General features: G+C 60.6%; 14 protein-coding genes. 2 read left to right on the forward strand and 12 right to left on the reverse strand.

Going from position 1 to position 22052, the window contains the following annotated elements:
- Nucleotides 1-279: 279 nt before the first annotated feature.
- A complete protein-coding gene (locus YU3_RS38965) occupies nt 280-1176 on the reverse strand; it encodes a restriction endonuclease (RefSeq protein ID WP_198021780.1) in 897 nt (298 codons plus the stop codon).
- A gap of 136 nt (nt 1177-1312) precedes the next feature.
- Complete coding sequence (locus YU3_RS38455) at nt 1313-3274, reverse strand: DUF262 domain-containing protein (RefSeq protein ID WP_245273751.1); 1962 nt, start codon at nt 3272-3274, stop codon at nt 1313-1315.
- Nucleotides 3275-4313: 1039 nt separating this feature from the next.
- Here YU3_RS38455 and YU3_RS0135445 point away from each other — a divergent pair.
- Nucleotides 4314-5051, forward strand: coding sequence for a hypothetical protein (locus YU3_RS0135445; RefSeq protein WP_027170557.1), 738 nt, complete (start codon nt 4314-4316; stop codon nt 5049-5051).
- A 520-nt stretch (nt 5052-5571) separates the two neighbouring features.
- Here the strand turns inward: YU3_RS0135445 and YU3_RS0135455 are convergent.
- The 10 genes from YU3_RS0135455 to YU3_RS38970 all read right to left on the reverse strand — a co-directional run bounded on the left by YU3_RS0135455 (nt 5572) and on the right by YU3_RS38970 (nt 20568).
- Nucleotides 5572-6441: a PAN domain-containing protein gene (locus tag YU3_RS0135455; protein ID WP_027170559.1), complete on the reverse strand. Its 870-nt coding sequence runs from the start codon at nt 6439-6441 to the stop codon at nt 5572-5574.
- Nucleotides 6442-6713: 272 nt separating this feature from the next.
- Nucleotides 6714-7709, reverse strand: coding sequence for a PAN domain-containing protein (locus tag YU3_RS38465; RefSeq protein WP_245273752.1), 996 nt, complete (start codon nt 7707-7709; stop codon nt 6714-6716).
- A 102-nt stretch (nt 7710-7811) separates the two neighbouring features.
- Nucleotides 7812-8996: a glycoside hydrolase family 3 N-terminal domain-containing protein gene (locus tag YU3_RS38470; protein WP_084508532.1), complete on the reverse strand. Its 1185-nt coding sequence runs from the start codon at nt 8994-8996 to the stop codon at nt 7812-7814.
- A 3-nt stretch (nt 8997-8999) separates the two neighbouring features.
- On the reverse strand, nt 9000-9872 hold the full coding sequence (locus tag YU3_RS0135470) for a PAN domain-containing protein (RefSeq protein ID WP_027170560.1): 873 nt from the start codon (nt 9870-9872) through the stop codon (nt 9000-9002).
- A gap of 45 nt (nt 9873-9917) precedes the next feature.
- Entirely contained in the window at nt 9918-10658 is a 741-nt protein-coding gene (locus YU3_RS0135475) for a PAN domain-containing protein (protein ID WP_027170561.1), read from the reverse strand.
- A 62-nt stretch (nt 10659-10720) separates the two neighbouring features.
- Nucleotides 10721-11680, reverse strand: a complete 960-nt coding sequence (locus tag YU3_RS0135480) for a hypothetical protein (RefSeq protein ID WP_027170562.1) — start codon at nt 11678-11680, stop codon at nt 10721-10723.
- Complete coding sequence (locus YU3_RS38475) at nt 11677-14382, reverse strand: putative virulence factor (protein WP_051334231.1); 2706 nt, start codon at nt 14380-14382, stop codon at nt 11677-11679. Before YU3_RS38475 ends, YU3_RS0135480 begins: the two co-directional genes overlap by 4 nt.
- A 15-nt stretch (nt 14383-14397) precedes the next feature.
- Nucleotides 14398-17520, reverse strand: coding sequence for a virulence factor SrfB (locus YU3_RS0135490; protein ID WP_027170563.1), 3123 nt, complete (start codon nt 17518-17520; stop codon nt 14398-14400).
- A 76-nt stretch (nt 17521-17596) separates the two neighbouring features.
- Nucleotides 17597-18913: a hypothetical protein gene (locus YU3_RS0135495; protein ID WP_027170564.1), complete on the reverse strand. Its 1317-nt coding sequence runs from the start codon at nt 18911-18913 to the stop codon at nt 17597-17599.
- Entirely contained in the window at nt 18910-20568 is a 1659-nt protein-coding gene (locus YU3_RS38970) for a serine protease (RefSeq protein ID WP_051334232.1), read from the reverse strand. Before YU3_RS38970 ends, YU3_RS0135495 begins: the two co-directional genes overlap by 4 nt.
- Nucleotides 20569-21086: 518 nt before the next feature.
- On the opposite strand from YU3_RS38970, the gene YU3_RS41150 reads away from it, so the two are divergent.
- Entirely contained in the window at nt 21087-21776 is a 690-nt protein-coding gene (locus tag YU3_RS41150; protein ID WP_245273756.1) for a PAN domain-containing protein, read from the forward strand.
- The last annotated feature ends 276 nt before the right edge of the window (nt 21777-22052 follow it).

The following is a 22052-nucleotide window of genomic DNA, read 5'->3' on the forward strand; positions in this document are numbered from 1 at the left end:
CGGCACCCGTGTTGCCGCGTTGCCTATTGGTTATTGTGCGCATGCCGTCAACCGGGTTCCTTGTGATGCCAACAAGACGGGCCGAACCCGCCACATTCTCGCCAGTTATTCCGGGTTTCAGCCGCCGCATCTTTGCGGCTCTTGGGAGCATCGGAAATGCGTATAGAGGACGCGGGCCGCAGCCGCCCGCGCAGAATGGACTGGCTGGAGGTCACGGTGACTTTGGCGATCGCGTTCGCGCTCAGGCGGCGAGGCTCCTGATGCGTTCTGGGGTCTCTTTCATTTTTCCGACGGCGGGATGATCAGGCCGGATCCATGCTTGGGCAGGAGGATGCGGCTCTCCGCCTTCTCCTTGCCCGGAAGCAGCGCTTCCAGCTTGGGTAACTGCGAATGGTGCAGGAGCAGCACTCCGAGCTTGGCGGCGAGCTGGCGGGCTGAAGGGGTGTAGTCTCCGCTGGACACGACGACCGCATGCGCCGCGTCGACGTATCCCGCCGCGGCGTGGACCTCCTGGACGGCTTTGTTGCCGACGGGGCCGCTCGTGTAGAGTTTGCACTGTATCGCGGCCGTCCGCCCACCCTTCTTGGCGATGACATCCACACCCTGGTCGCCGGATGCCTTCGTCGTGGACGCGTCCCATCCGTTCTGCCGCAGGATTTCCGCGCACCAGCGCTCGTATTCGACCGGATCGCCGGAGGTGAAAGCCGAGGCTGGGGACGAGGTGGCGGCTTTGACCCATGCCTGCACGATAAGGGTAATCTGGCTGTCGAAGCTGGCGACCGTATCCTCGCGGCCGGCGATGCCCACCGATTTGCGGAACCTCGGCAGTTCCTTCCTCCAGGCGTCGAGGAGTTCCGCCCCGTACACGTCCTTGGTCACAAGCTGCCGATAGCGCAGCGTCAGCGCGTCCTTGTGTCCGCGGGCGATCTCGTGCCACCGCTTGATGTCGTCGTGCTGTCGCTGTTTCTCGGCAGCAGCGTCATCTGCGATCTTCTGCCTCAGCAACGCGTCAGAGTGGGACTGCGCGCGGCCTTCCGCGATCTTGAATACGAAGTAGAGGACTGCCCAGGCGACCAGCGCCAGAACCCCGGTCCAGAACCAAAACCAGAAATCGCCTCCGAAAAACCACCAGATCATCCCCGCGATAATCGCGGGCGCAACGAGGATGTTAAGCAACTGCGTGTCTCCGCCCGTCATTGCCGAGCACTAGGGAGAGATAGTCATCGTCGGCGGCATGCATTGCTCCCATCTGGCGCACCACTACGACGCCAAGCGGACGCCCCTTTGATAGGCCATCTCGGCGATCTCCCGATCACTCGGCAGCCTGTGCGCCTCTCAGACGAGCGGCAAAGGTTGCGGGATCGGACCATATCCGGGCCGCTCTCACATAAAGGTCCGCTCCTCTCGTTTCGATGGCGTCCTCGTCCCATTCCTGAACAGCGTTCAAGCCCTGATTGATCGGCAGGAGCGAGTTAGCCATCATAACGGGACGCTTCTCCAGCCAGCCGAGATTCGATTGGGAAGAGTTGAGGCCCTGCATCAGTATCGTCAGATTTCCGAAGGTCTGAACCATACGGTTCCGCCGTTCCGTCGCGGCAGCCCTTGTATCCCCATCGGGAGCTTGTAGCGCTTCCAAGAACTCCATTCCCTGAGAGCCATCCCCTAGCGGCCAGTTGTCTATCCATTTCTGCGGCATGAGGTGCTCGATCGAGGGCTGCTGCTGAAAGACCAGCGGTTCATTCCACCCGTTCGCGAAAGAGAGATTGATCCGTCCTAGGATGTGGACCAGCTTTGCATTGCCCAAGTCGTAAGCCGGATGACGCATCCAAGCATCCCGGAAGGCGGCGTCGCTAGGCCAAACGGCAGATTCACCCGTCTGTTGCGCCAGCTGTTGGATGAGGCTTGCCGAGGTAACGCCGTTCCGGCGCAGGTTCTTCGTCAGCTGCAGGAAAACTCGATTGTAGTTCTTAGTGTTGTATCCGCAAACCGAGCGTCGAAGGAGATACGACTCCAGAACTTCCGTAATCGCACCCCACTCCATCGGCGAAATGTCGCTATCCATCATCAACAACAGAAGCGGGTAGGCCGTGCGGATATCGAAGGCTTCGAGGAATACGGCGAGATGATAGACGGTATCGCCTGGCGTCGGTTCGAGAATGCGGCGGAAGTTCCTGCCATGGCGCGCGAGGGTCTGTAGTTCCTCTTCTACATTCTGGAAGGGACGGCGGCGTTCGATCCAATTCCGGTACTCTACGAAAAGGTGTTTGACCGGAATGTCCTCCTCGAGCTGACTCGCAAGGAAATGCTGCATGAAGAGGTCGCTTCGCGGACGGATCAGACGACCCTGCTTGACCTCAACCCGCCAGAACTCGTCGTCGAAAGGCTGCCAGTATGTATGATATAAGTTCTCTTGATCGTGGCCTGCGCGAGCGGCGCGCAGGAAGATGTAGTTTCGAAGCAGATCTGCCGGGAGAAGGGGCTCACCGCGGGCGTTCAGTGTTTCAAAGATGACTTGCGCGTCGTCACCTTGCTGCAGATCGATTGTTACAACCCGAAGGAGGTTTTTGAGCGCCTGGAAACACTCAAGAAGGCGAGTTGACAGCGGGAAGTCCGTGCCGATAGGTGGCTCCTCGGCGGAGCCGATGAAAAACTCGCGCAGCTGATCGTGGAAGAACAGGTAGGCTTGGACCATGCGAGGTCGAGGTTCGGGCTTTCGAGCATACTTGCGCCAGACGATAGGGTGTCGGCGCTCCAACTCCGCCCGCGAACCCGACAACAGCACGTTCGCGAACTGCTCACGGTCCACCAGTGTTGGCCAGACCTTGAACCTGTCCACCGCAGGATCCGCCAGCATTCCTTTGTTTTCGGTGAAGCCCTCACACTCCATCGCGAGTTCGATGCACTCGTTCTCGCGACAGAAATCTCGGAAGGCGGCCAGGAAGAGTTGGAACGTCGTCAACCGTTGCTGACCGTCAATCACTTGGCGCTTCTCAACGTGGGTAACGGGCGTCTGCTTCTGATCGAGGACCATGGCGCCGAGGAAATGGACCGGAGCGTCCTGCCGGCCTTCGATGCTTTCCGTGAATTTGCGGGAAATGTCCTCCCAAAGCGGTTCCCACTGCTGCTCCTGGCTCCAGACGTACTGCCGCTGAAACAAAGGGATCTCGAGCCGCATCTTGCGTTCGAAGATGGCCAGTAGAGAAACAGCATTCGCATCCATGTATTCGCCCCCCGCGTTTGAGCGGAACGTATCCCGAAGGAACTCGCTTTTCAAACCGCGTTATCCGATTCCCAAAACTTTCCCATCGTCCACCTCGCGCCTGCACCGCGGCTCTCGATGAGCCGCTTCGGGCGGCTCCGGCCCCGCATTCAACTCATTCGAATGCCGCAACGTGAGAGCTTCGCGCGAGATTGCTGGACGAGAAAAAGCCTCCGCATTTGTTGCGCAGGGAGCAGTTTTTGCACTCACCTACGTATTCATTCTTCCAATCGCTGATCAATCGTTTTGCATACTTGCGAATTGATTCGTCGAGCAGGCAGAGCTGATGGTTGTAGACTGAAACATTGATCCTAGCCGCAGCCAATATTGCACTGCCTCGCCCAGCTCGCTCCGGTAGTCGTACGGGTCCATCCAGAGCTTATCCATGTTCGCCCTAGTGAAGCCGGTGATCTCAAGCCCCATAAAACGTCACGTGATCGACGAAGGTTAGATTTCTGAAGATGAAATCCGACAGGTCGGCGAGACCCTCGTAGTCTGTTTGTGAACGACGACTCGTATCTCAACCTCAGCCCCGACAGCCTTCAGATTCATGATCCCGCGGATTGTCTCATCAAAAGCGCCCTTGGATTGAACCACGTAATCATGGACTTCAGGATCGGCGGAATAGATCGGTATGCCGACCGAAAGGCGGCGATGTCCAATCGATGGGCTACAGGGGCGGATTTACATCAGAGGCGGCATGCACCGCTATCATCTGGCGCAGCATTACGGGGCCGCGCGGATGCCGTTCTACGTCATGAAGTCAGAGCTAGCCAAAGTGCTCGATCTGCTACCGGGTGCCACGCTGCGCTGGTAAGGCTGAAGTCTGGCCCTTCGGTTTGCCGGCTAGAGCCAATATATTGGTTCGGCAGGGCAGGGGTCGCACAGGAGGCAGCGCAATAGCCGCTCACGGCAAGTTTTCTTGACCCTAGCCGCTTCGGCCCGCGGGAAATGCGTCTCGCCAAAGTTGCCGTCAGGCGCCAGGCCAGCTATTGCATTCTTCTAAGGCCGGTTTCAGCCAAGTCATCGGAAACGATAGTGCCGAGGTTAAAGGATGATCCGGGTAGCTTTCCTCATATTCCTGCTGTTGTCGGCTCACAGCGAAGCGAAGGCGTGTTTCGATCTTTCCCAGAAGCAGCCTGAGCGTCTAAGCGGCATGCTAACCTACCGGATATTCGCCGGGCCTCCAAACTTCGAGGACGTTGCCACGGGAGACGCGCCTGAGCCCGCTTATATCCTGCAGCTGGACTCACCCATCTGCCTGACGGGCGACGAACTCGCCAGCGCGGACCGGTCGTTCTCGACCGTTCAGCTATTGCCGATTGTGGGGACTGGGGGGTTGATGCGGGCGCTCGTAGGAAAGCGGGTCGAGGCGGACCTCAGTGAGCCATATGCGGGGGTCACCGGCCACCATCACGCGCCGCTCCTGGCCACCGTTGTCAGGATCTACAGAGACCACGATACGGCAAGGGAATTCGGCACCCCCGCCACCACGATCAGGGCTTTCTACTATGCGCTCGGCCAAGGCAGCGGGGATGAGGCTTCCAAGTACGTCGTTCCGGAAAAGCGTCGTTCTGGCCCTCTTTCTGCCAGCGCCACAACGGCCTTCTACGGTTCACTCGACGAACCCCTGCGCCTTCTCGGCATCGAGCCCCGTGGCGAAAGCAGCTTTGTTGCACACTATACGTTCAAGAGAGGCGCGCGTTCGTGCGACGGGCGATCTGTCGTCCAAACCGTCAAAAGGGACGGGAGGAACCTGATATCATCTATCCGGGCGCTAGACGGCTGCTAGGCGGCGATTTTTCCGTACGCCATTCGCCTGCGCCTTCCTCGAACGCCGCGGTGACACACGGACGTGGACGTTGTGGCTTCCTTCGCCGTGGTCTAGCGTCCCCCTGACAGCGAGGAGGACCGTCCCATGGAACCCGCACTGTCGTAACAGTTTGCCATGTCACCGAACTCGCCGAAGGTGTCGATTGGGGGGACCGGCCGCCATGGGCATGAAAATCTACATACCTACTGGAGCGGCACCGGAATGGTGCATCTGCTTCCGAGTGCTTGAAGAATGGGCAGTTGGCATCCTGGAGCGCAGAGGAATTGTTGGAGATCGCGCACGACCTGACTCCAGTCGTCGTGGATGGCGGCGCCAGTCGGCTGGGGTCCGACGCGCACGCAATGAGGTCGAAAAATTCTTCGATCATTGAAAGGTCATCGCGGATGCATTCGAGACAGGCCAAGAAATCCGCCAAGCTCGCGTGCGGCTTGTTTTCCTAGCTGGCTCGACAGCCAGTCTCGATCCTTAACGGTTATGTCTAGTTCTGGCGTTTCGCGCCACTGTCAGTGCCTCGGCTGCTGAAATACTCTCCTGGCTGGTCGAAGAGAACGCAGCGCCTTTGCGAACCGGTGAAGCCGAAGGCCACGCATTGGCCCGCGCCCCAGCATTCATTGGCGCAGGCCTCCCGGCTCGGCGATGCCAGTACCCGGAAGCCTTCTCCGGAAAAGGCCTTGTTGTTGAAATACTCCATATGCACGGGCGCGCCTGACAAGACTGGCGTCTCGACACCGGTCAAGACCCCGCTTATGGCGCGTGCGTTTAATAGCAGCTGGCCAGTCTCGCTCTTGAGGAAGCATCTCCTGTTCCATGCATCGTAAGTGTAGGCTTGGCATGAACGACCGGTGCTCTGGCACATCGCCTCACACTGGTCGATGCTGCCAGCTGCCGTGGACGCGATGGAGCCGCCGGTGAGGTCCCTGTTAACGAACCGCGAGAAGCTGGCCGCGGGCGGCTGAACGATGGTCTCTTCTTGCGCGGGAGCGGGAGCGGGAGGCGGCGCGGGCGGGTTGGCCGGTTGACGATAGTTCTGGATCAGACTGCGGGTACCGGCTGTGTGATCATTGGAGTTTGCCGCCCCAACCACGGCTGAGAACATCCTGCAGATACCCCCTGCCGACGCGTAGTCGAAGCCAATGCAGCCAGAACGCGTTGAACAGAGCCGTCTGCAGGACTCCTGGAGCGGGATGTTGACGGTGGCGCTGATCGGGCCGTTCAGGACAGTCTCGGGATAGTCGAATAGGGTGTCGCTCGATTGCGCGCCTGCCGGCAGATTTGCCGTCCAAAGCATAAGGGCCGCGAACCCGATTGCTGAAAGTAGATTGGCGTGTCGGTTGTTAGTCGACGGCATCTAGCTTGTCCTCAACGGCGCGTTCTCAGACCAAGCGCCAGAAAAACAGCCGCTCCCGCTTGGAAGGCAAGCCTTGATACCCATCTTCATCCCGGCGGGTTCTGTCTCTCTGAGGAAATAGCTATGTCGTCCAGGCCAGGGCGAGCCACCCCGCCACCGTCCGGGGTAAGGAAAGGACGCCAAGGAGAAAAGAGCGGGCGACTGCCAAGACAAGACAGGCGGGAAACCTTCGAATGCGTTCCGGCTCACGATCCCTCCGTTTGCGACGGCCTTCATTGGTATGGGTCGGGCGCCTGGCATGTCATGTACTTCGCGCTAGACCAGCCCCCTGGAACGGCCGCCCAGGGATGCCCTTTCGAATCCCAAGAGAACTGGGTCACGTTGACCGCCCGGGAATTCTGCAGGACTTCTCCCGTCAGATCTCCAAAGGGTCTGTTCCTGATGTTGAGCGGAGTTCCGCTTGGATCGGTGATCCAGCAGACTAGGGCCGGATCGCGCAACTCCCGCGGCGCGGCCGCGCTGACCACAATCGCGGCATTGAGTTGGCGCAGTGCTGCAGCTGCGTTGGACGCCGCATCGGCGCTGCAGAACCGAAGCCGCTGGCTGCTCTTTTGCGCTTCGCTGATCCACGGCTGGCCACTGCAAAAGCCGCGGCAGTCGGTTGACAGGCTGGTCGAGGAAAGGTCCCGGATGCAACTGTCGCCATTGGCGCACCGCAAAGTGATCAGGTTTCGGTCGATCTCGACCCCTGCGACCTTCGACCAACCCACTTGGAACGTCGTCTCCAGGGATAGCGTGGTCGCGGAATTCGCGTCGGTGTTTCGAACAGTCTGGATCCGCCGGTCGACGAAAGTGGCCTCGCCGCTGGCCGTCTTCCAGCCACGCTCGAAAACCACTGTCCACGACAGGTGCAGCTTGTTGGCGTTCCCGCTCGCAGGCAGGCATTGCCAGGATCGGGCAAGCAACGCGACGGCTGCTTCATTTGTAGGTGGGTTGGAAGGCGACCCGTACCCCGCAACCTTGTGTCGGGCGCCGGCCGTACGCGCCGAATTGGCTTTCGCTCCCGCCACGTTTTCGAACATCCTGCAGACGCCGGTCTCATGCGAGTAGTCGAACCCCATGCAGCCTGAACGCTCGGAACAGATCTCCCGGCAGCGCTCCAGCGGGATGCTCAGGTTCGCGGTGACTTTTCCATCGAGCGTGGTCTGCGGATAATCGAAAAAGGTGCTGTCTGCCTTGGCTCTGACCGCACCGGTAGCCAGGACCATGGCAATCGCCGCCACCCATGGAAGCCACGCAGGCGCCCGCATGGAGTTGGGCGCTGATGTTGGGAATTCTTCTGGCCTGACGTGACCGCGCATGTCTGGTCGCTATTGCTCCCTCACCAGGCTCGTATCCTGCGAGACGGCCGCACCCAATTTCCTTTTCAGGAGCATGACGTTTTCATATGATTTCTTGATGCGCTCGAGCATCTCTGGATTGCGTCGCGCCTCTTCGGAAAGGATCGCGGCTACCTTTTCCGGGATCGCCGGGTCAGGATGCTTGTCGTTGGCGAAGATCAGGATGTCGTTTCCCGCCATGACCGCCCTGCGCACCGAGTCCTCGAAACTGACGTTGTCGGTGATGGCCTGCATCTGCATGTCGTCGCTGATGACCACGCCCTTGAAGTGCATGGTGTCGCGCAGAAGAGCGGTCAGCGTCGGGCGCGAAAGCGAGGCGGGGATATCGGGCGAGTAGGCAAGCTTCGCGTTGATAACGTGCGCAGCCATGACCATGTCGACGTCCCCTGAAGCAATCAGGTCCTCATACGGGAGAAGCTCCTTCTTGCTCCATGTCTTGGTGACATCGGCTATGCCCTTATGGCTGTCCTTGGTGCTGGAGCCATGCCCCGGAAAGTGTTTCAGTGCCGTCAGCACCCCCTTGGCCCGATGCGCTTGCACGAAGGCCCTGGCATACGCCTCGACCTCCTGCGGGTCGGCGGAGAAGCTCCTGCCAAGCTTGCCGATGATAGGATTGGCGGGATTGACGTTGAGATCGACGACCGGGGCGAGGTTGAGGTTGAATCCCAGCCCCGCCAGCGCTGCCGCGAGATTCTCGTAAACGGCTCCCGCCTCGTCGGGGCTCAGGGTCTTAGCCACGTCCGCCTGGCTTGGCACTGACTTGAACCCGACTTCGCCTGTAAGCCTCTGGATGCGACCGCCCTCCTGGTCGATGGCGATGAGGAGGCGGGTCATTGCGTATTTCTGCAGGCCATCGTTCAGCTGCCTCACGGCGTTGAGGCTTGCAATGTTACGCCCCAGATAGATCACTCCTGTGATCTCGCCGGCTTGTGCCTGTTGGACAACCCGCTTGTAGCCATCGTCTCCGACACTGTCGCCGATGAAGCCGACCAGAACCATCTGCCCGATCATCTGTTTCAGCTTGCCGTCTTCGATCGTGCGGTGCAGGTCAGTGCCCTTCGTCGGAGCCTGGGGCGCCGGGTCTGCCCGCAACGGCGCGGACAGGCCAATCAGCGCGAATGCCGCCGCCAAGAAAGGTGAAATCCAGCGTGGCATGATTCAATTCCTTGGGCTGACGGGTCGAACGAAGTCAGGCGTGACTGTACGGCTGTTCTTGCGGGCCGACGTCATGCCCTTCCTTCGGACCGGGTAAAGGTTCGAACCATAGACCAGATAGCAGCGGTTAGGCCGTGTGTTGGTCCATGTGATGCCGCCGCACTGTCCGTTCGCGTCGCATTGCTGCATGCATTCCTGGTACGTCGCCGCATAGGAGAGGGTGCTGTCCCCGATGAAGGCGCTCGTCGTGAAAAGCTCCCATCCGACCGTTAAGCTGGGCGGAGCGGCCGCTGGCCCGGCCTTGAAGTAGAGGCCCGACGTTCCGAGCGCGTAAGACTGCACGAACTCGAAGCCGGATTTGAGAAAGCAGCGGTTTGCCTCGACATTGTAGGTGAAGGCCCGGCAGGCGTGCTGGCTGTCGCATATCGCGCGACAGTTCTCCGCACCCTGGGCGGTCATGCCTTTCGCGACCAGGTCACCGCCCCAAAGGTCGACGCCACTGTAGGAAGCAAAGTACCAGGTCTCGGCGTTCGCGGGATCGCGATAACCGGGTATCCGACTCCTTGTGCCCGCCGTGGAGAGCGTGTCTGTCTGGGCCGAGGCAAACCCGGCATAAAGACGGCAAATGTTGGTTGCCGAAGAGTGGTCAAAGCCGGCGCAGCCCGACCGCTCCTGGCAAAGCTTCCTGCAGCCATCGAGGGGCTGCTTGAACTCGGCGCTCGTGGTTCCGATCAAAGCAGTCTGCGGATAGTCCCAGATGTCCGGCTGCGCGTCGGCAGATACCGTTGGCGCGGTCGCCGAAACGGCAAGCGACAGGAAGAGCAGCACGCCAGCGATTTTCGCTGCGCCAAAGCGACTCCGACGATTTACCTGCATCCCCATAGTTCCCCAATTCCCTGAAATTTACTTCTACGCGCTGGATCAGGGATTGATCGACCCTTCGCAGTAAGTGGTGCGAAGGAAGCCGCCATATGCCGTGGTGCGGCTCGAGTTACTATCGGCGGCATCCTGGCAAAGTGAGACCAGCAGCGTCTGGGCCTGGGAATTCCCCTCCAGCGCAAGCTCAAAATAGGATCGGCCGGCCTTGTTCGCATCGGCGGCATCCACCCTGTCCTGCGCGAACGTCCGCGGATCGTACCAGCGGGCAATCTCGAGCTTGGCGTCCTGGTTGCCTCTTTGCGTCGCAAGGTAGATCGCCTGCATCCCGACGTCCCTGTTGCCGCGCTCGAAGGCATCCTTGCTAAGCGCAAAGAGTTCATGGCCATCGGAGTCTGTCGACTTGAGCTTCTCAAGTCTTGCAGCGAGCGGAGGGTTTGTCGGATCGGAATAGTTCGGTATGAGGCTTCGCGTCTGCGCCGTCGAGCCGGCGTCGCGTTTGCCACCGTTGACCGTTGCGTACAGGCGACATTCGTTTTTCGCCGTGTGGCTGACGCCGGCGCAACCTGATCGCTGCTGACACAGTTTCAGGCATTCCTCCAGGGGTGTGGAGACCTGTGCACTGGGAAGGCCGTCCAGGATCGTGTCGGGATAGTTGAACAGCTCGTCCGCCCTCGTGCTTTGCGCTGTCGCCGGCGATTGGTTGCCCAAGATCAGCATCGCGGCGGCCATGATCAAGGCGAGCGTGGGCAGGCCCGAGCGGTTGCGAAACCCATTGGTCGGCATTTGCGTGGGTCCTTTCATGGCACCCTGGCAACCGCATTGCCGAGCCTTGCTGTTTCTGGTCGTCATTCCAAAGTGCCCTCGCAATATGTGTTCGTCAGGAACCCGTTGAAGGCGGGATCCTGAGGGGAGCTCGCATTCTTTTCACAAAGCGACCTGAGCAAGCCCGCGGCTTCCGACTTACCCTCGACCACGAGCTCGAAATAGAACCTGGCCGCCTTGTTGGCATCGGGACGGTCGGCCTTGGACGGATCGAAGGAGTTCGGATCGTAGTTGCGCGCGATCTGAAGCTTGGCGTCCTTGTTGCCTCGTTCCATAGCGAGATTGATCGCCTGCATGCCGATTCCCGCGTCGCCCTGGCGGTATGCCTCCCCGCTCAAAGCCAGGAGTTCGTGGCCATCCGCGTCCGTCTGTTTGAGCCTCTCGAAACGCGCGGCCAGCGGCTCTGGTCGGGTCAGCCAGGCATCCATCCAGCCAAGCCTGTATCCGGCATAGGTACCGGCCGTCGCCAGCAGCAACAACAGCGGGATCAGGACATAAAGGTGTCGCGACCTGCTCCTTGGTTCCGTGGCGACTGGCTCAGGCACCCTTATCGGTGGCGGCGAAACGGGCGGTTCGGGAAGATCGATGATCCGTTCCGGCAGTCGAGGGGATGGCAGCGGAGGCGGGGTCAGCTCCTTTGACCATCCGCCCGGCTGTGGCGTGACCGGAGGCCAGAATGCGTTGCCCCAGACGTTTTGACCCTCGACCTCCACCTTCACCTGGAGGTCGACGGGGATCCGGTCGCAGACTTCGGGTCCTATCGATAAGGTCGTCGACCCCTGGGTTCGATTGACGACCTCTGCCGCAACACTGGCCGGACGCGCCTGCCAGCCGTCGTCGCCGAGATAGGGCGTGTCCGCGGACTTGCGCGTGATCGCGAGGCGAAGGCGCTTGGAACTCCCCAGGTCCTGCGCAAACACAAGCAGCGCATGCCCGAACAGTTGCGACTCGTCCTCTGCGACTTTCAGCGGAACCTGCGTCATCGCACCGGCCCAACGGCCTCGACAGAGGACGGCGTGAACGAATCGAGAGCTTCCAGGATAGCTCTGAGCCTTTCGTTCTCGTCGACGTTGACCGTGATACCTTCGCCCGAAAGGACATTGTCGGTGACGAGCTGGTTGAACGCGTACATCCACTCAGACAGCGCCAGGTAAGAGAAGTTGCGCCGCTCCTTGCCAAGCCCGTCACAGTTCGTGACGTTCGGCCTGCGGGCGAATACCCGGATCTCGCCGTCTTCCGTGCCGTCCGGCGCCGTTGGCCGCTTGTCCTCCGGCAAGGCCTCGAAGCCCAGTGTGCTGACGAAACGGTTGATGCGGCTGGTCGCAAGGAATCCAGCCCTCTCGAGCAGGATGTCAGGCCTCTCGACCGAGCTTCCGGAGAGCTTGGCGAGATCCTCGGCGATCTGGTCTTCGAGCCCCGTGCGCCGAGCCGCAGCGGCAAGCTCTGCGACCAACTCGCCGGCCAGCTTGTGGGTAATGCTGATGGCCTGCAGAGCGCCATCGTTCCTCGACAGCGCCAGAAGCCCGTCCAACCAATGCCGCATCGCGGAGCGCGCGAGATAAGCTTCGCGGGCAAGCGCCTTCTGTGAAACCGTCAAACCGGAAGGGGTCGCGGCCGCGACCGTCTTCCTTTTGTTTCCAGGTAGCGGAGGCGCGCCTGGCCGCGGCGGAGCGACGCGCTTCTTCACGGCAGGCTCGCCTCGGCCATCCGCCCCCTCGTCGGGGGCGTTCTGCCGCTTGATGCGGTTGCCGTACTCGATGTGGAGATGCTCGGAAATTCCGTTCTGCGAAATCTGCAGCATCTTCATGGCGACGCCGAACTGTTCGCGCTCCCATGCCTCGGTAAGACAGGCCAGGATCTGGTCCGACACCTCGCGGCGCTCGGCGATGCGCTTGTTGATATCGCTCTCGACGAAATAGGGGGCAAGCACGTGGCGTATTTCGTGCGCGATGTTGGCGAGGCGGCCCCGTATCTGCCCGTACTTGATCTCAGGCCGGCAGATCGCCGCCAGATTCTCGGCCAGATAGCCCACGCCGCCGTCATTAAGCCTGAGCGCTTCGTCGAATGCCTTCGCCGGATCGCGGAAATGCTGCTGCACCTCTGGGACCTGGAGATAGGCCTTACGAAGCGCGGCGACCTTCTTGACTTTATCGGGCAGAATCTCGATCTCGTCTGGACCCTGATATTTGATCAGGAATTCGGCCTTAAAGTTGGGATTGCGCAGCCAGTAGGTGTTGTTGAACGGCTTGCCAGGCGTCCATTCGAACGGCCACTTGTGGGCCTTACCGAAATACCGTGTAAGCGAGGAACCCATCCGCGCGCTGAAACGGTCCGAAAGGCTTTGCCCTTCCTCGCCGGCCTTTTCGCTGAAGTGCTTATCGAACATCGTCAGGACCAAGAAAAGCGCTGTATCCGTGCGGGTCCGGTCCGCCGGAGTCTCGCCGTGCGAGATCCTGATCCAGTCGTCGATCGTGTCGGGAAGCGTGGCGACGTCCTGTGTGGAATCCTTAATGCACAGCAGCATGCTCGACAGCTCCTGCTCGGCGACGTAGCGGTCGAACAGGTAGGCAACCTTACCTCTTACGAAGAGGTCCTTGAGAGCCTGCGGATTGTCGTCGAAGTACGCTTGCAGGTCCACTTTCTGCCGGCTGCGCGCGCCGGGGAAGTCGAGAAGGTCCGTGTGGTCGAAGAACGGCCAGGGCCGCTCGGAAACCGCGATGCGCAGCTCGGCCGCCAGGGCGGTGATGACAGGCAGTGGAAGCGAAACCGCAGGCCCCTTCAGCGGCCTTATCAACAGCTCATCCTGGCCGGGCTTGCCGAGCCCGAGAAGCGTCTCGACGTCGATGATGCTCCGGTCCCGGGGAACCAGCGCCTCAATGGCGCAATAGGCATCCTTCGCAAAGCCGAGCTTCTCAAGGGCGGTGGCGAGCTCGAGATAGACCTGGGTGAATTTCCCAAAACCTCCCCATAGCACGGAGAAGAGATCGGCGCGGTCCGCGATCGAAAGCCGCGGCGCCAGCATCGCCGCCTCTTCCCAGTAGGCACCAAGCGTCTCAATGTTGGGGAGGCCCGCGAATTGCTTTTCGAAATACTCCTGGATGTCCCAGATGTCCTCCTCGATGAGCCCACCGGATCCGGCCTGCGGCGCGACGCGTCTGCGCGCCGCCTCCAGCGTGGACACGACGGCCTCAGGCGTCAGCGGAGTGCGTTTCTTCGCATCGCCGTCGAGGAAGAAGCTGTTGCCCAGTATCTTGGCGACGTCGGTCTCGCTGAGCAACCGCAGGACGACCGGAGCGCCGGCCGGGCTGGGCTCTTCCTTCACCGAGAAACGGGTCACCAGACCAGTCGACTCGCGGTCGCCGCCCGGATTGATCTCGCGAATGAAGTCGACCTGCCGTCCAAGGTCGCCGAAGCGTGCCATCAAAGGGGCGTTGCCGTTGCGGGCAAGGACAGACACCAGATAGGACTTGCCGGCCTGGCTGGGGCCGAATATTCCCACGCACATCGGCCGGTCTATCGCTTCCATCGCCTTGCGGGCCGCGACAACCGATTTCCTGAGATGTTGTTCACCGCTGGCACGCGTGTCGCCGACCCGCTCGGCATTGGCGGCGGTCCCGATCCACGCAAGACCGTCCTGCGCCGACTTCAGCGCGGCACCGCAGCTTTTTTTCAACTCTTCACGCATTGTTCAGTCGCCATTTCACTGGATGGAGATAATTCCCGTGTCGAGCCAATAGCCGTCGCCCGTCTCGACCGCGAGCGTGTCCAGCTTCAGTTCCATCATGCGTTTGACTGGAGCGCCGTCGGCATCTTCCGCGTCCTCGATCACGAACTCCTCGCGGGTTGCCTCGCTCGACAGAAGTTCCACTTCGCTCCTGTCGTCCTCGCTAGGCAACTCGACATTGCGCGCGATGGTCACGCGGACCGGCTTTCGCATGCCCCTTGCCGAGCGCGAGGAGCCGGCCATCAGCTTGTACAGGGGGGTCGCCACCCATCGCTCGAGCGGCAACTGCCTGAAGCCGATGCGAACCGGACTGTGATAGTCGAATTCTGCCTCAGCCGACGCCTCCGTCCGGTCGAGATCGATATCGGAGAAAAGCAGAGTCTCGTCAGGGAGCGTGGCGTTGCCCTGGAGCCTCCCGATATAGCGGGCCGTCGATTTCATCCGCAGGTACTTGGAGTAAAGCGTGAAATTGGTGATCTGCGCCTCAGACAGCGCGCACAGCATCGCGCCCACCACTGCGGTGGTCTTCGGGTCGTCTATGTGGGTGTTGCTGACGCCACGGAATGGATACCAAGTGCCCACGCGGTAGTCCTTGATCGGGATGACGCAGTCGGGGCGTACCGACATCTTGTTCATGAACAAGTTGATCATCGGCGGCAGCCGCATCGGCCGCCCAGTCAAGAGCACCACATCCGCGTCGAGGTGGTTGATCGCCTCGGCGATGTTGTCGAACACGCTGTCGAATATAGACAAAACGCATTCGTCCACGGCCTGTGGGTCGATCGCGATGTCGCAGTCGGCAATGCTGAACTGGCCGGCTTCCAGTCCCATGTTTTCCTTGAGATACCCCAGGATACGGGCGTCGACCGGGATCTCGCCATCGGGGCCAGTTCTTCCTTCGGTCTCGAAGAAGCTTCCCGCCTTGCGAATTTCCGTCTTGTGGCTCGTTGGCGGCAAGGTCTCGCATTCGGACAACACGCCGATGGCTATCGGCTGCAGGACCTGAAGCACGAACTGACGGCGCAGGTGCTTTTCCTGTTCGGACATGTTCGGGTTGTCGCCAGCGAAGCGGTCCCTCAGGTAGTTCCGCGCGTTCGCCACGCCCGCCTGGGCGAGGCCTTCCTCGATCCTTGGGATAACCAGGCGCTCGATCACCGTCTTCATCAGGTCGTCGCCGGCGATGCGGAAGCCCTCCCTGAAATTCTGGTCGGGATAGAGCGCCACGTTGTCCGTCTGGTAGTAAGTCGTCACCATCAGGTCGGTCGTGCCGCCCCCCACATCGACGCTGGCGATGCGCAGGGACCGTTCGGCCTTCTGCTTGGACTTGGAAGCCGGAAGCATTGCCGGCCTTTCCCTGTCCTTGCCGAGCACGTCGAACAGCGTCCTGATCGAGCCGCCGAGCTTCTGCACGGCCTCTCCGTAAAGATAGACCAGGTGGACCGAGCTTGCCTCGTCCCAAGAGCAATGGATCTCCGGCCGCTGGCTGTTGATCCCCGTGTTACTCTCGCCCCATCCCGACAGCGACCACAACAGCTTGACAGCCGCCTCGGCGCGCGAGCGCAAAATGCGCTGTTCCTGGACCGGGGTCGCAGAAGGGATGGTCATTATGATGCGGCGTAGCCGTCGCGGAGCGTCCTTTAGTCTTCGCTCTCGCCGTGTACCGGGGTTGTTCATCATCGACATCGCTTGTGCGATGATCTCGACCAGCATGAAGGTGAAGAAGGAGGAGCGCGAAAAGCAAAAGCGGCTTGCGGTCTGCAGGTCGCTGTCCTTGACCTTCACCTTGAACTGGCGCCTGTCGCTCTCGACCTGCTCAAGGACGTCGCCCCTGTCGTTGACGAAGCGGTACATCGAGCGCTCGATCAGCGGTTCCGTTCCAGCATGGCCTTGCGAAGCCGCGCGGAACCTCCATTCCTGCAGGACTGGATCGGAACTCCAAAGATATCGCTTTGGCGACGATAGTCCGGTCGCCGCCTCCGTTCCTTCCGATTCGCCCCGCAATCGCGACGCCTCGGGGCCGATGCGCAGCAGGCTGGGCCAGAAGAACGCCCGGGGACGCCCCGATCGCCTGGCGATGTCTTCCGAACCAAATTCGGCGGCCACCAGCTCGCACTGGCTTTCGAACGGGTCGCGGTAGACCAACTCGGGCTTCGAGAGATCCCGAAGCTCGAGCACCAGCGAGTTGTTGAGGTCGACATTCACATCGTCTGGGAACGACTGGATCAGCAATCCGCACGAGCGAGAGTTTCCGATGTCGAGCACGAGGTCCACATCGACAGGCTGGACGTTTCTGTTTTCGCTGACGGTGTCGATGAGCGTGACGCGCACGGGCGTGATCACGCTAGCCAAGAACTGGACCAAAGTGATGTAGCGCGCTAGGTGCTCGAACTGGTAAGGAAAATCTTCCGGGCGAAGCTCCTTACCTTTCCTCTGCAGCTTCTTGAATGCGTGGAAAATGTCCTTGAGCCAGTCGTCCAGCCATTTCTGCGCGTCGACAGGCCCTTGTCCCGGGACATCGATCTTGTGAGACAGGAACGATATGACATCGGGAAGACGGCTGACGAAACGGAACGACTCGGTCCGCATAGCGTCTTCTGGGCACGGCGCCAGGTAAGGACGGTTCGCCCTGCGCGGCGCCAGTGAGCTGTCGAACGCGAAAACCGCCCGGTGAGTACCCTTCCGGTCCCCATGGGCGTTTCTGGTTTCCGTCACCTTCACCCGAACCCAGTCTGTCGGTCCCTGCGCGTAAATCTCGTTGCCGAGGTCGTCCTTGCCGGGCTCGATCTTGAAGAACGGCATCGGAACCCAGCGGTCGAGGAAGGTGTTGAGCGCCACCGCCTTTGTGATGTCGTATGCCTCGTCGGCGCCTTGCTGAGGATAGGGTTGCTGGTCGGCTTCCGGATCATCGTCGGTCCAGTTGGGCAGGAGGCGCACCACCGCCTTGCCGTCCGAACCCGTTTCGGCAAGCGAAGTCCGTTCGATGAACGACCTCGACAGCCGGGGCGAAGCGTCGAAGTCGAATCCGAACTCAACGAACTGGATGCCGCTGTCCGGCACGAGCGTGAAGCCGTCGCTGAAGTCGACAAGGTTGGTTAGCATTCCAAAGCCTCGCAGCCGTGCTGCTTGAGATCGTCGAGTAGGTTCAGTTGCATGCACGCTCCTAACATGACGCGAACTACCGCTTACAGTCGTTCGAGGAACAACGAGTGATCTTCTGCGGGACCAAGTTGCACGATGGCAGCGGATCGTCCGAGTTCCAGATCAGTGCTTGCCCGATGCCTCCTCCGGATCTGTAATGCGTGACCGTTCCCGAACAAATAACCTCTTGCTCGTCAAGCCTGAACCTTAGGTCGAAGGGAACTGTGACATCCCTGTCGCCGACAGTTGTCACGTATGCGATCACCGCAAATTTATAGGAGCCAGGAGCGATATTTTCTTTCCAGACGAGGTTCTCAACCGGGTCCGAACTTACGTTTTCCGTAAGGTTTTTGTTTGAATCGATGTCTTTGATGCCATCGCCGCAAGTGGGGCCTTTGATGCTCTGATTACCGCCAAGCATTCCGCCGGGGCAGAAGGAATTTAGATCAAGGTCGTCGCGAGTATGCCACGACAATGTCACCTGCAGCTTACCTGTATGGCCGCCTTCCCCTGTCACCTTTTTGTCGATGCGCTTCGAAAGGTCCGACTTTGGCGGCGTTGGCACACAAGAGCTCACATGCCGCCTGAGTTGTTCCTCCAGTACCGCCGCCTCCGCCATGAGTTCCTGAGTGCGCAGGCTTTTCCGGTCCAATTCGGGCGCCGGCGCCGTAAGTGCACAGTAGGCGCCTCCCCCCTTTCCGAACGCCGTGAGACCGAATGGAAGCGTAACGCCGCAAGCGGGCAGCAGCAGCCAAGCTATGGCTCCGGCCAGCACTATTGGGATGAGCCACAACAGGCCAGCCAGCCAGCCCCGGGAGCGAGGAGACGGCGGCGTGGGGGGAGGCGGGGCGGCAACTGGCGGCAACTTGTCGGTTTTGCCCGATATCTCGCCCTTGCCGCTCGTCTCCGCGTCGTGTCTTTCGTATCCCCATGCCGTCAGGACGAGCATACCGTCGCCCCTGCCTGAACCTCCCGAGATCCAGACGTTATCGTCTCCCGGGAAGGTCACGGCATTGCGAAGCGCCGTCGCCGTGGACCTGCCGGCAGCGTCACCTCGGCTATCTTGCGCCGAGGCCGCGCGCAGAACCGCCTGAACGGACTGGCGTAGGCGTGCCCTGTAGATGTCTGCGGTTTCATTGGGAAGATCGCTCAGGCGCACGAGCGCATCCTCGCGCTCTGTATACCAGTCGATCCCGGAGCCGTCCTTGCGGGGCACCGGCTCAGCCAGTTCAAGCCCGATTCCGTTTGGGAACTCACGGCTGAGGATCGCCTGCATCCGGTGCACGGAACGTTCCGCGGTAGACCCCAGCGAACGCATGAGGCTGAGCGTAGTGGTGGCGACGAACTGGCTCATTGGGCAGGCCCCGGCTGCCCTGCGGCCGGAAGGGGAGCCGGGACGCACGGCTTGTCCGCCGTGGTTACAGCCACGCCATTCGCCGACAGGAACTGGATCGCGTCGCGAGCGCTCAGCGAGAAGTTGAGCTTCTGGGCGTTTTCTCCGTCCAGGATTATGAAGGTGTTCACCCCGACCGCGCGCCCGCAAGCGTCCGAAAGCGGCCCGCCGCTGTTGCCTCGGGAAATGTTTGCCGAGTGGGTGATGACCTTTGTCGTCCCGTCCTGCGGCATGGCCATAACGTTGCCCTGCGTGACAACCATCTCGAGATTACTGATCCCGTCGGTGTTGCCGTTGATGATGTCCCGGTAAGTCTTGTCCATGGACATTACAAAGCCCGGAAAACCTCCAGCAACGACGCTATCCAGCCTGCCGATCGCGGTCGAGAGCTGAAGGGCCTTGACGCCGCTTGGAGCGTCATCCACGCGCAGTAGGGCGAAGTCGGGATCTCCGGACGCGCTCGCGGCGGCTTTGGCCACGACATGCGCCGGGACCGCCCGGCCGAGTGCCTTGCTGGCGACGAACACCGTGTCGCCTGCACCCTCCACGACATGGTTGTTGGTGAGAATGTCCTGTTTGTCGACGAAGAATCCACTTCCGGTGCTGAGCGTGTTGCCCGAAAGGGGCGCGAGAACGAGCACGGTGGCCGCGTCGAGCGATGCCACCAAGGCCTGAGGCGATCCGGGTGCCGGGGGCGGCTGTCCGGCGGCGGCAGCAGGTTTCGGCGGATCCGACATCTTGGGGCCAAGAATTGAAGGGTCGGCGTTGCATGCGGCTTTCGCAAGCTCGGCCTTGAGCTTTCCGATCCGCTCCTCGAGGTTCCGGTTGACTTCGGCGTTATCCACCAGGGAAGCCGGCTTAGGCGCCTGCAGGGCTTCGGGATAAAGCAGGTTGCCCGGCCACGCCGCGTATATCAGGCAGGTGGCGAACACGAGCGAAACCGCCAGGAGCGGCCAGGGCGCGATGCGTCTCGGTCTCGCTATGAAGTTTGTCTGAGCCTGTGGGGGAGAGCCTGTTGCATGGGAGGGCTCGGCAGCTTGTGCCGGAGCCATCCGCGCCGCGCCAGGACTTGCCCCGCCGACCGTCCATGGCTGGCCGGGTATGCGCGGCGAGATCCCGAACGGCAGGTAAGCTCCTACTGTTTTCTCGTTATGCCGCGCAAATGCGGCCTGCGAGGACAAGGCCTCCGGTGGCAGTGTCCCCCAATTGGTGAGAACGGGGTTCTCCCCCACCGCCACGATCGAGCTTTCGTCCGCGACATTTAGCATCGCCGCGACGGTCTCGCCGATTTGACGATCGGCCAGCGCCGGGCGGAGCGCCTCGATTCGTGCCGTCAAGGTCGAGGCGACCCGCGCTCGCATTGCGCGGTCTAGCGCTTCCATCTGTTTGGCATCATCATCAAAGGCGCCAAACCACGCAACGATCAGGCGACCGCCATCCTGCTCCTTGACGTTAGGCTCGGAAAAAAGCCGTGAGGCACCGTCCCCGCATAGTTCGTCTATACGGGCGAATGTCGGCTCGCAATCACGCCAAAGCGACTTCCCGGCGACGGCCAATACGTCGACGGCGCGTGCATGCGTTGTGCGAATGAAGTGGACGTTGTTGCGCCCAGCCATCAGGTCTTCCCCAGCCGCAGCTTCTGCCTGTTAAGCGCGGCATCCCCGAGGGCATACTTCGGCGGAAACAAACTCTGAGTCAACAAGCTGTTAATGGATTTGGACGCCATGCTTAACCGCAAGGCCCGAGGCCATGTTTTCTTTGCAAATTCTGAGCTAGCGAGAATGTCACAAAGATTGCACGCACGCATATCCCGTGTCGGGTATCGCGTACAAATAGTTGAAATGATAGGGTCGCCGCTGTGTCGTATTGCAGAATCCTGAAGCAGACGTCGCATTGGTAAGGCGGTGGTTTTGTGGAGATAAGTCTTGGTGTGGGCTTGCCGCACGATTCTAGCCGCTGCTCTCTTCGGTTGACCAGATCCGGCTGGGAGATGACAAGCCGGCTGTCACCCGCGTAGGGCGGCATTACTGGGGGGTGGATGTTTGACTATACAGTTCGTCGGCTGGCGCTCCAACTTGCGATCGGAACGCTGTCATTGCTGGCGTCCGGAGTTCAGAGGACGAACGGCCAGTCCATGGGCGAACTCTTCAGTTATCCAGAGAGCGAACTTTCTGGAAAAGTGAGCGTTCAGGCGAGAGTTCCGTTGGAGCAATGCCGCTCCCTTTGTTCCTCGCGTTCGGGTTGCCTCGGGTTCGACTTTTCGTCCAGCAACGGCGCTAGCGTTTGCAAACTTTTCGAAAAAGTAGATTCCGCACACAACAGTCCGGAACATACAGCTGGCACGCGAACGCTGGTCGCTGGCTACCCTCCTCCCTCGAACCCACCTCTTCAACCCTTGCCACCCCTTTCACAAACCAATCCATCCGCGCCAGAGGCTTCGGATGTCAGCGGCCGCAAGGTCAGCTATCGAGGGATTCCTGGGGACCGTCGACCCATTGGTTGGGTGTATATAAACGTGTGTTCCGGAGCACCTGTCAACGCGTCAGCCCTGCGCAAATCGGTGAATGATTTCGTCTTTGAGGCGCTCCGCCTCATCCCTGGCCGGATCGAACGTTTTGACAGGAATAAGGCTCCGCAATGCTCTGGCGCGCCTAAAGCGATCGGATATGTCTCGGCAAACGCGGAGAAGTGGAGGGTAGTTGCGGCCCTAAAGGAAATGGAACCGCTCCTCCGCTCTCTAGGAATTGGAGCGCGCGCAGACGGCACATTGTCGACCCGAGACGTTGACGACTATCGCATCGAGATATGGCTTAGCCATCTATAAAAGCTCGCTCTCAGGGACGGAGCTCGCGGACCAGGTGGTAAACCGGAAAAGCGACAACCGGGAGAAGGATCTCGCTATTGTCCGATTCCGTCCGTGGACTGACAATCCAATTATCTTGCGATCTGCAATTGTATCTAGATGCCACTCCATCTGGTCGGCTTGAAGGTGGCTGCTAGCACAACGTTTCGCAAGCCACGCCGTCGCCGTCCCGATCCAATTTTCGGCCCCAGGAGCAGTTGTGCAGATACCATTGGGCGTCTTCGCAAGAGCTGATTT

The sequence above is a fragment of the Mesorhizobium sp. WSM3224 genome (assembly GCF_000427725.1).
In the GTDB taxonomy this organism is placed as follows: Bacteria; Pseudomonadota; Alphaproteobacteria; order Rhizobiales; family Rhizobiaceae; genus Mesorhizobium.